This is a genomic window from Aquimarina agarivorans, from assembly GCF_000218485.1.
In the GTDB taxonomy this organism is placed as follows: Bacteria; Bacteroidota; Bacteroidia; order Flavobacteriales; family Flavobacteriaceae; genus Aquimarina; species Aquimarina agarivorans.
The window spans coordinates 41192-51843 of record NZ_AFPB01000135.1; the positions used below are offsets into that span (position 1 = coordinate 41192).

The following is a 10652-nucleotide window of genomic DNA, read 5'->3' on the forward strand; positions in this document are numbered from 1 at the left end:
ATGAGTAGACTTTTTAGCACATTTATTTTTCTTTTTTTATTAGGAACTACTATTCAAGCACAGTCTCAAGAATTTTCGCCTTTGTACAAAAAATATAAGGACAAGTATCCAAATGCTAATTTTGTACGTCTTTTGGATGAAATTAAGATTGACGTTTCTTTAAATAACAATGATCTAGAAATCAGCCAGCATATTAGGGAAGATAATTTGTACATGTCGGCAGGAGCCACTTATGGTTCTAAAAGAGCAATTCATTATTCGTCATTTTTTGAGGTGGATGATGTTAAGGCATCTTCATTGGTATTTGACGGAGGCAAGTACAAAGAAATACCTGTAACGGATTTTGTGCAAAAAGATGATATGAATACAAGTTTTTATGATGACAGTAAAACTATTAATTTTATATACCCACGTTTGCACGAAGGTGCTAAAACTTCATTAAGCTATTCACAAAAGATAAAAAATCCACGATTTTTAAATGCGCTTTATTTTGGATTAAATGCACCAATTGCTAAAAGTAAATTTACATTAAGTGTTGATAATGAAATTGAACTTGAATTGAAAGAGTTTAATTTAGAGGGTTTAGATATAAATTTTTCTAAAAAAGAAAAAAAGGCAAAATCATATATACTTGGGAAACGGAAGAGGTTGCAGCCTATGATATGGATAGTGGAGCGCCTAGCTTTCGAACCATTGTACCACATATTATTCCTATATTAACTTCATACAAAACAAAAAAAGGAACTAAAAAGCTGTCGTCGTCAGTGGGCGATTTGTATAATTGGTACTATTCGTTAGTAGAAAATGTAAACACGGAGTCTTCAAGTCCAGAGTTAGTCGCATTGGTCAAAGAACTTACTAAGGATAAAAAAACGGATTTGGAAAGGGTAAAGGCAATTTATTATTGGACTCAGGAAAATGTAAAATACATTGCGTTTGAGTATGCCTTAGGTGGTTTTATCCCAAGAGAAGCCAATGATGTTTTCAGAAAAAAGTATGGTGATTGCAAAGATAATTCAAGTATATTATCGGAAATGCTGGAAATTGCAAATCTGAAAGGGAATTTAACATGGATCGGTACTCGGAGTATTCCTTATACTTACAGTGAAGTTCCAACACCTGCAGTGGATAATCATATGATTTTATCGTATACCGAAGGGGAAAAAGTGTATTACCTGGATGCTACAGGTAGGTATACACCCATTGACATGCCATCATCATTTATTCAAGGGAAAGAGGCGCTTATCGGTATTGGGAAAAATGATTTTGTTGTAAAAAAAGTACCCGTGGTTCCTGCAGAACGAAACCAAATTAGTGACAGTATATACATCAATATCGAAGGGAAAAAGGTCATTGGTAAAGGAAAGTTTGTAACTAATGGATATCTTAAAACTGATCTTTTTCATGCACTGGAAAAATTGACAAAACAAAAGGATTTAAAGGAATTCTACACTTACCAATTACGTAAAGGAAGTAATCGTTTTTTAATTGATGATTTTAAGGAAGCTAATAAATTTGCTTATGACAAAGCTTATAGTGTGGATTATACTTTTAATATCGAAAACTACGCACAAGGCTATGAAAATGAGGTGTATGTTAACATGAATTTTAATAGAGACTTAAGTCGTTTAAAAGAGGACGATAACCGTAAAAGCGGGAAACAGTTTAATTATAAAAGCACTAATGAAATGACTTCGGTATTGGAAATTCCGAGTACAATGCAACTAGATTACGTACCTGAAAGTTTTGAAATTTCAAATGATTTTTTTAGTTGTAAAATTGAATATGCTACTAAAAGCAATCAAGTTATTTATAAATTGAGCGTCACTCAAAATTTTATTGAGCTTACGCTAGAAGAACAAAAGGAGTTGAATAAAATGATCAAAAAAATTGAGAAGAATTACAAGGAGGTTGTGATTCTTAAAAAGAAATAAAAAGGGAATGAGTTCCTCAAAAAAGGTCAATTAAAGCAGGCCGTAAATAGATCGTAGGAGATTGTAAGTTTTCAAAAAAACACCTTGATCTTCAAAATTAAATAGAAACTGATATCTTGCATTTAAATAGCATTGGAACATCTAGGATAACTAAGTTATTTGAAAATTGAATAAGAATATATTTTTTATATTCACAACAACCAACAATCAATGCTCAAAAGTATGGAGCTAGCCTCAATTATCAAGCGCCCCAAATACTATTACACAGCTTAAAATTTATACATGAATACACACAATAGTTTTTTAATTTCACTAGTATTATTTTTTACAACATCTGCAATTTTTAGTCAAACAGCAGCAGTTTGCGAAACCTATGAATGGGATGAAAACCCTACAAGTAGTTTTAATACCACCGCTCATACTGAAAAAGACGTTGTTGCTTTTCAGGAAAAGACAATTAATGAATTTGTATTAACCGCTGAAGGAGGTTTTGTAGAATATTCATTAATACATAACATTTACTGGTTAAATTCCAATGATAAAATTGAAGAGTATAATAAGGTATACTTACCCACATCAGCCACAAAAATATTGGTAAAAAATAAGGCACGCGTAATTACAAAAAGCGGAAAAATAATTGAGCTTGATGATTCAAAAATACTTGAGGCAAAAAATGAAGAAACGCAAGTAAACTACAAATATTATGCATTTGAAGGTGTTGAAAAAGGATCGTTTATTGAGTATTATTATGTTATTAAACGCTACCCAGCTTATACCGGAGCTAGTGTATATTTACAAGATGGATACTATAAAGAAAATGTTAGTTTTTACCTTTATTCACCAAAAAATTTAGTGTTCAGTTCAAAAAGTTATAATGGATTGCCTGAAATGGTAAAAGATACTTTGGTAAAGGATAAAAACCTTTGGACGGTAAAATTAGATAAAGTGGAAGGTTTGGAAATTGAAAGTCAAGCGCCTTACGATACTGCTTTGCAAAAAGTAATTTATAAGCTGGATAAAAATACTGCTAATCCTACTAAAGAGTATGTTTCTTATGGTGAGGTTACCCAAAACGTATACAAAAGTTTGTACCCTGAATTGGATAAAAAAACGGCGAAAGCCTTAGATAAATTTATAGCTTCAATTTTAAAGGTAAAAGGAACGCCCTCGGCAGAAGAAATATTACAAATAGAAACTTACATAAAATCTAATATTTTTGTTACTACAGCCAAACAACAAGGGTTAGACGATATTGATAAAATATTAGAAACTAAAATTGCAGGCGAGACTGGGATGATGCGTTTATATGCAGCTATATTTAATAAATTAGGGGTTAAACATGAAATTGTACTCACCTGTCCGCGTAGTGATGTTAAGTTTGATAAAGATTTTGAAGTTTACAACTTTTTAGAGGACTACTTAATTTATTTTCCTAAGCTTAAATTATACATGGAACCTTTAAGTCCGCTTTCGCGTTTAGGTTTTCCTTCGGGCAATTTAACGGACACTTATGGATTATTTATAAAGCCTGTGACTCTTGGTGATTTTACTTCTGGTTTAGGAAAAGTAAAATTTATTGAACCCGTTAATTATGATCAAACGCAATATAATTTAATTATGAATGTGTCATTTGATCCGGATGATTTGACAACTACAAATTTAGAAATGGACCGGAAAATGAGTGGATATTACGCGTTGAGTGTGCAGCCATATTTACATTTAGCAAAAGCAGAAGCTAAAGATGAAGCCATTGAAAATATTATAAAATCGATTAACGAGAATTTAGAAATTAAGGAAAAGCAAGTGTTTAATGACGGACAATATGACTTTGGAAAAAAACCTTTGCATATTACCGCAAAAATGAGTTCCGATGCTTTTGTTGAAAAGGCAGGTCGAAAATATCTTTTCAAATTAGGTGATTTGATTGGACTGCAACAAGAAATGTATCAGGAAAAAGCACGAAAGCTTCCTGTAGAAAATATGTTTGAAAGAAGTTACAATCGTAAATTGATTGTAGACATACCCGATGGCTATCAATTTCAAAATTTAAACAGCATAAATATTGACGAGTCTTTTGAGGAAGATGGAAAAGTTCAATTCATGTTTAAATCCAGTTATGAAATACAAAACAATCAATTAATTGTATCTGTATTGGAATACTACAATCAAAATATTATCCCGGTAGCTATTTATGAAAAATACAGAACGATCATTAATAGCGCAGCAAATTTTAATAAAGTTACTTTAGTTTTAAACAAAAAGTAGAAATAGTTAACTACACACCATTTTAAATTTCATTGATTAATTTTGTAACGATTTCAAACTTATACGTTTTAGGAAATGTATAAGTTTGGGACGTAATTAATTGTTGATTTTATAGGAAACCTAACGATTATTTGCGTTTTAGCAAATAAAAATGATCTGCAAACTAATTAGCACAACCAATATTATTTGTAGATAATACAGTTAAACAATTGTTTAATTTAACATTTATTTCACTATATTGCTTTAACATAATTCCCACACTTGATTTTGTTTTTTTGTTGAAAACGTTTTTGTTTTTCTTCAAAAAACGTTTTTTATCTCATCATTGTTTCGCCAAATAAGGACAATTAGTATTGATGCCTTTTTTGGATTTTTAATGATGCATATCCTTTAACAAAGGATTAGAAAATTTACTAATTAGTACATTAACTCAATATACAAGTGATTAAAAAAAATACTACTACTTCAGTCAATCCAACGCGAAAAAGATTTGGTATTCTAGGTTTGGTTTTTATATCGGTGGTTATTAATTACCTCGATCGATCTAACATATCGGTTGCAGCTACTGCATTATCAAATGAATTAGATTTGGATAAAGTTAAAATGGGATTAATTTTTTCAGCCTTTGGTTGGACTTATGCCAGTTTACAAATTCCAGGTGGAGTAATTGTCGATAAAATTAGAGCCAGAGTTTTATACACACTCATATTAATTTTATGGTCAATAGCCACTTTACTACAAGGTTTGGTAAGTTCGTTTGCAGCTTTAGTTGGTCTTAGAGCAAGTATTGGAGTGTTTGAAGCGCCATCATTTCCTATAAATAATGCCATAGCAACAAAATGGTTCCCTGAGGAGGAGCGCGCATCAGCAATTGCTTTTTATACCTCGGGGCAGTACATAGGTCTTGCTTTTTTAACCCCATTACTAGCTTATATTCAAAGTGAATTAGGTTGGAGAGGGTTATTTATTTTATCAGGAATTATTGGAGTAATTTGGGCGTTTGTATGGTATGTTTTTTACCGAGATCCTGAAAATCATAAAGGAGTTAATCAATCCGAATTGGATTATATTCAAAAAGATGAAGTAAAAAAAGTGAAACAAGTAAAGCCTTTTAAGTGGTCCGATCTTAAATATGCATTTATATATAAAAAATTATGGGGTTTGTATTTGGGTCAGTTTTGTTTAGGATCCACCTTTATATTCTTTTTGACTTGGTTTCCTACCTACTTGCAAGAGCAAAAAGGGATTGATTTAATGAAGTCAGGGATTATGGGTTCAGTTCCGTTTCTTGGTGCTTTTTTAGGTGTTATTATTTCAGGTTTATTATCTGATCGTTTGATAAAAAGGGGAGTTTCTAAAGAGATTGCTCGTAAAGCTCCAGTGTTAACTGGATTATTTTTGTCATCGTCAATTATTTTAGCTAACTATACCGAAAGCCAATTTCTTACTATAGCATTTTTAACCTTAGCATTTTTTGGGACAGGTTTTGCAAGTATTTCTTGGATATTTGTTTCAACAATTGCGCCAAAAGAACACATTGGTTTGGTAGGAGGCGTATTTAATTTAATGGGTGGTTTGTCAGCTGTAGTTGTGCCAATAGTCATAGGTATTTTAGCAAAAGAAGGAAATTTTGAACCTGCGCTATTTTTTATTGGAATTATAGCCATTTTAGGATTTTTAGCTTATATTTTCCTTGTCGGAAAGGTTGAAAGAATACAAATTACTAACAACGAAACTCAAAATTAATGATCAAAATAACGGCTATAAAAACCTTTCCAGTTCGTATTGAAAATGGAAATCAGCTCATTATAAAAATAGAAACTGATCAAAAAGACATATATGGATGGGGAGCCTCTGGTTTAAGCGGAAGAGAATTGGCAGTGGTAGGTGCAGTAAAGCACTATGCTAATTTTATAATTGGAAAGGATCCTAGGCGCATTGGCGCCTTGTGGCAACAAATGTATCGAAGTCAGTATTTTGAAGGTGGACGCGTGCTAACAGCCGCCATATCGGCAATAGATATTGCATTGCACGATATAAAAGGGAAATTATTTGAAGTACCCGTTTATGAATTGCTGGGAGGTAAACAACGCGAATTTATTGAGTGTTTTGCATCGTTAAAATTTGATTCTAAAGAGGAGTTAATTAGTAAAGCACACACCCTAAAAAAAGCGGGTTTTACAGCTATACGTTTATATGAAGCTAGTGAAGGTGCAGCGCCTTTTGTAGCCAGAGAATCCATGGCTAATTTAGTAGACTGGCTGCCTGTGCTTAGAAAAGAAATGGGAAATGTAATGACTATAGGTTTGGATTACCACCATAGGCTTACCGTATCCGAAGTAACTACATTTATGAATAGAATTCCTGCAGGGACTATTGATTTTTTAGAGGAACCTATAAGAGATGAAAATCCTCAGGTTTATCAACAGCTACGGCAAATGATTAATGTGCCATTGGCCTTAGGCGAAGAATTTGCCAGTAAATGGCAATTTTGGCCATATATCAAAGATAGCATTACCCAATATGCTAGGATTGATGTGTGTAATGTAGGGGGACTAACCGAGGCAATGAAAGTTGTGGCTATGGCCGAAACAAATTATATTGATGTAATGCCACATAACCCCCTTGGACCAATTTGTACAGCAGCTACCATTCATATGCTAGCAGCTTCATCAAACGTAGCCTGGTTGGAAGAAATTAATACCCCAGTAGAATGGTGTGGTACTAACAGCGAAAAGTTTTACCCAGTGCAACCTAAATTGGAGGGAGCACGCTACAAAATTCCGGAAACACCAGGTTTGGGTGTAGAATTTAATGAAGATTTAGCGTCAGAATTATCATTTGAAATGAAAGAAACACCACATTTGTTTAAAAAAGATGGATCTTTTACAAATTGGTAATACAGTAATACTATTATGAGTTTTGTCACCTTTGGAGAAATTATGCTCCGTTTAACCCCTTCGCTTCACGCAGAAAAGTTACAATCAACCGCTGAGTTTAATGTAAATTTCGCAGGATCTGAATCCAACGTAGCAAGCGCCTTGGCCGTATTAGGAAATCAGGTTTCGTTTGTTACAAAATTACCTGACAATGCATTAGGAATTAATTGCATACAGTCCTTAAATAAATACGGCATTCAAACAAATAATATAGTACAAGGTGGAGATCGGATAGGGACTTATTTTATTGAAATAGGAACTTCCATTAGACCTTCAAGCGTTATATACGATCGTAAGTACTCAGCTTTTAGTGAAATTTCAGCCAATGAATTTGATTGGGATGCTATTTTTAAAAACAAAAAATGTTATTTGTTTCAGGAATAACCGCAGCTTTATCGAAACAGTGCGCAAAAGAATTGATCCTTTGCGTTCAGGAGGCAAAAAAACGTGGAGTACGTGTAGGTTTTGATATGAATTATCGCAGGAAATTATGGAAGGAAGCTTCCGCAGCTCGAGAAATTTTTGATGAAGTTTTAGGCATGACTGACATCCTTTTTGGAAATACAGGCGCCTTAAATGATGTGCATCATATTCAACCCAAATCCACAGATTCATTGCAAGCCACACTTGAAGCCATAGGAATTGCTAAAGAAATGTTTGGAGTAACGCATTGTGCATTCACCATCAGAAATCATATTTCAGCAAGTATAAATGAACTCCAAGCCGTCTTCTCTTCTCCGGAAGGGAATGCCATATCTAATCAATATACCGTAGGTATTTTAGATCGTTTTGGTACAGGTGATGCTTTTGCTGCCGCTTGTTTACACGGTTTAGGTAACAATTGGGAAGCACAACAACTTATTGAATTTGGTGCGGCTGCATTTGCTTTAAAACACACCATTTATGGAGATCACCATACCAGCACCAATGCCGAAATTAATGCCATTGTTAATGGACAAACCTCAGGACACGTATTACGATGAATAGACAAGAAAAATTAGCCATTATTACTCAGGAAAAAATAGTAGCCATTATTCGTTCCAAATCACAATCAAATGTTTCAATGATTATTGATGCCTTAGTTGAATCGGGGATAAAAGCGTTAGAAATTACTTCGAATACCGCTGGATTTACTGAAGAAATCCAAAAGGCAAGAAAAAAATATCCTAATATTTTGATTGGAGCCGGAACTATTACTAATGTCAATTTAGCCAAAAAAGCGGTGTCAGCAGGAGCACAGTTTATTGTAACACCAAATACAAATTCAGCTGTAGTTACTTATGCCCATAAAAATGAATTACCTGTTTTGATGGGCGCGTTAACACCCACTGAAATTTGCAATGCAAATGAAGCTGGTGCAGATGCCGTTAAATTATTTCCAGGAGGTATTGAAAGCATGGGCATTCCATATTATAAGGCTATTAAAGGGCCATTGAGTGCTATTACATTATTTGCAGTTGGTGGTATTGGATTGCACAATATTAAAGAATGGTTTGATGCAGGAATACAAGGCGTTGGAGTAGGGGGGGATTTGACTGCTTTAAACGAAACAAATTCGATAGCGAATATAAAAAACACCGCAAAGCAAATGTTGAAGATCGTTAGTGAATATTAAATTTACGTTCAATGTTTGTTTTTTTATCCTGATGTGATAGAACGATAAGAAAGAGGAGATTTTGAACCTTCCGTAGATGTCGTAGCAAAAATTACAGATGCATTTAAGATTTCTGTAGATTATCTTATTCTATTGGTGAGATTTCTTTTGCTTTTGAAAAAGAAGTACTAAAAAGACTAAAGGATATTCATTTGGCTGTAATGGGTTGTAACCTACAATAGTCAATACCGCCTGCATGTACAAGAAGGTCTATTATTAGGATAAAAAAATAACAAAAAAACAAAACCCCTTGATTTTCAAAAGGTTTTGTGGTTGTGAGCACGGGAATTAAATCTCAGGCCTCTGGGATCATTCGAATAGGGTTGTATTAATGAATACACCCTAAAAATCAATATTTTTGGTAATTTAATTCAACGGTTTTTAAGTGCATCATACAGCTAAATAATACTTCAAGGTATTCTCTAAAAGTTTTCAATCACTCATTCCAAATCAAAGCTGCAGCGCCTAAAATGGCAGGGTTTTTATCAATGAGCGGGGAAATTAAAAGTTTCACTTTGCCTCTGTAAACTTCTAATAAATTTTGTTCTAAATATTTTTTAGTTGGTTCCAATAATAGATCAGAACTTTTAGTCAAACCTCCTGCCATAAAGATGGCTTCTGGTTGAGTAAAAGCTACAAAATTTGATAATGCAGAGCCTAAAATTTCAGCCGTATATTCGAATACTTGTTGTGCAATAAAATCACCTTTTCTAGCTTCATCGGATATAATTTCGCCCGTGAGGTCGTTGTAAGAAATTGCTCTAAGTGGGCTATCATCCATATAATAGCAAAGCATGTGAGATACTGTTCTTCTTAAGCCAGTGACCGAAACATAAGCTTCTAATCCTCCTTTAATATTCAAACCAGTGAGTCTTCCGTCTCCAATAGTCATGTCTATATGACCTAATTCTCCCGCAAAACCATCAAACCCATCAACAAGCTGACCATTACAAAATATTCCTCCACCAAAGCCTGTTCCTAGAGTGACACTAATAAAATCATCCATTTCTTTTGCTCCACCAAATAACTTTTCCCCTAAAGCAGCTGCACTTGCATCATTCATTAATTTAATTGGAACATTAAAATATTTTTCTAGTGATTCCACAATAGGCAATGAACCTTTCCAATTTAAGTTAGCGGCATTTTCAATAGTTCCTCTTTTGCTTGATGCATTAGGAGCTCCAATACCTATTCCAATAACATCATAAATTTCATCTTTCTCAAGTAAAGTATTTACTTCTAGAGTTAATTGATCTATATATTCATCGAAATTTTTGTGATCTTTTGTAGAGAAGCTTTTTTCCTTATGAATTTTACCCTCGTTACAAACTAGCCCAAGTTTGGTTCTTGTCCCTCCAATATCTATACCTAATACTACTTTCATTGTTGTTTTTATTTGAAGAATAATATAAGTAAGGTTTATAAAAAAACCATCGAAAATTAATAGTTTCTTATAAAACTGAATCGGGTGTACGACAAATTTCCTTTGTGCTGCGTTTTGACATAATTTTTTTATTCTGTGCTGTTGTTTGCTTTTGTAGACGACTCTTAGCAGTGGCATTTGTTGAAACCCGTTAGTGGTTCATCGTTGGCCAGAAAGTTTTAATCGTTGCTGTAGTACATCTTTATGAGCAGATTCTATAGCACCAGAACTTATCAGTAATTCTTATAAATCGATTAACACTAATATTCATTCTCTAATGAACCTTCAAATTATAAAAAACAGTTCCTATTGCTATTTTGTTTTAGTCAATTTTTCCTGTTAATTTAAATCTAAAAGCAGAATTAAGGAGGTGAAAAGATGTTTTTTGCCGTTTAAAAACAAAGTTAAATAACAAAAGATACTATTTATATATATAG

9 protein-coding genes are annotated in these 10652 nt (G+C 33.3%); 8 read left to right on the forward strand and 1 reads right to left on the reverse strand.

Features of this window, described 5'->3' with window-relative positions:
* From GMC_RS21210 to GMC_RS0107490, 8 genes are all read left to right on the forward strand, one after another.
* Entirely contained in the window at nt 1-720 is a 720-nt protein-coding gene (locus tag GMC_RS21210; RefSeq protein ID WP_094766269.1) for a DUF3857 domain-containing protein, read from the forward strand.
* Entirely contained in the window at nt 663-1934 is a 1272-nt protein-coding gene (locus tag GMC_RS19450; protein ID WP_094766270.1) for a transglutaminase-like domain-containing protein, read from the forward strand. The genes GMC_RS21210 and GMC_RS19450 overlap by 58 nt, the downstream gene beginning before the upstream one ends.
* Nucleotides 1935-2216: 282 nt before the next feature.
* The gene (locus GMC_RS0107470) at nt 2217-4199 is read left to right on the forward strand and encodes a DUF3857 domain-containing protein (RefSeq protein ID WP_010521549.1); all 1983 of its coding nucleotides are present in this window, start codon (nt 2217-2219) and stop codon (nt 4197-4199) included.
* Nucleotides 4200-4640: 441 nt separating this feature from the next.
* Nucleotides 4641-5945, forward strand: coding sequence for an MFS transporter (locus GMC_RS0107475; protein ID WP_010521550.1), 1305 nt, complete (start codon nt 4641-4643; stop codon nt 5943-5945).
* Nucleotides 5945-7099, forward strand: coding sequence for a mandelate racemase/muconate lactonizing enzyme family protein (locus GMC_RS0107480; protein WP_010521551.1), 1155 nt, complete (start codon nt 5945-5947; stop codon nt 7097-7099). Before GMC_RS0107475 ends, GMC_RS0107480 begins: the two co-directional genes overlap by 1 nt.
* 15 nt (nt 7100-7114) lie before the next feature.
* Nucleotides 7115-7522 (forward strand): PfkB family carbohydrate kinase, encoded by a 408-nt coding sequence (locus GMC_RS22165; RefSeq protein WP_238527943.1) that lies wholly within the window; start codon nt 7115-7117, stop codon nt 7520-7522.
* Nucleotides 7501-8121: a carbohydrate kinase family protein gene (locus GMC_RS22170; protein WP_238527944.1), complete on the forward strand. Its 621-nt coding sequence runs from the start codon at nt 7501-7503 to the stop codon at nt 8119-8121. Before GMC_RS22165 ends, GMC_RS22170 begins: the two co-directional genes overlap by 22 nt.
* The gene (locus GMC_RS0107490; RefSeq protein ID WP_010521552.1) at nt 8118-8753 is read left to right on the forward strand and encodes a bifunctional 4-hydroxy-2-oxoglutarate aldolase/2-dehydro-3-deoxy-phosphogluconate aldolase; all 636 of its coding nucleotides are present in this window, start codon (nt 8118-8120) and stop codon (nt 8751-8753) included. Before GMC_RS22170 ends, GMC_RS0107490 begins: the two co-directional genes overlap by 4 nt.
* 475 nt (nt 8754-9228) lie before the next feature.
* Here the strand turns inward: GMC_RS0107490 and GMC_RS0107495 are convergent, their stop codons facing one another.
* Nucleotides 9229-10353 carry an ROK family protein gene (locus GMC_RS0107495; protein ID WP_238527945.1) on the reverse strand — a complete coding sequence of 375 codons (1125 nt, stop codon included), beginning with the start codon at nt 10351-10353 and terminating at the stop codon, nt 9229-9231.
* Nucleotides 10354-10652 lie beyond the last annotated feature (299 nt).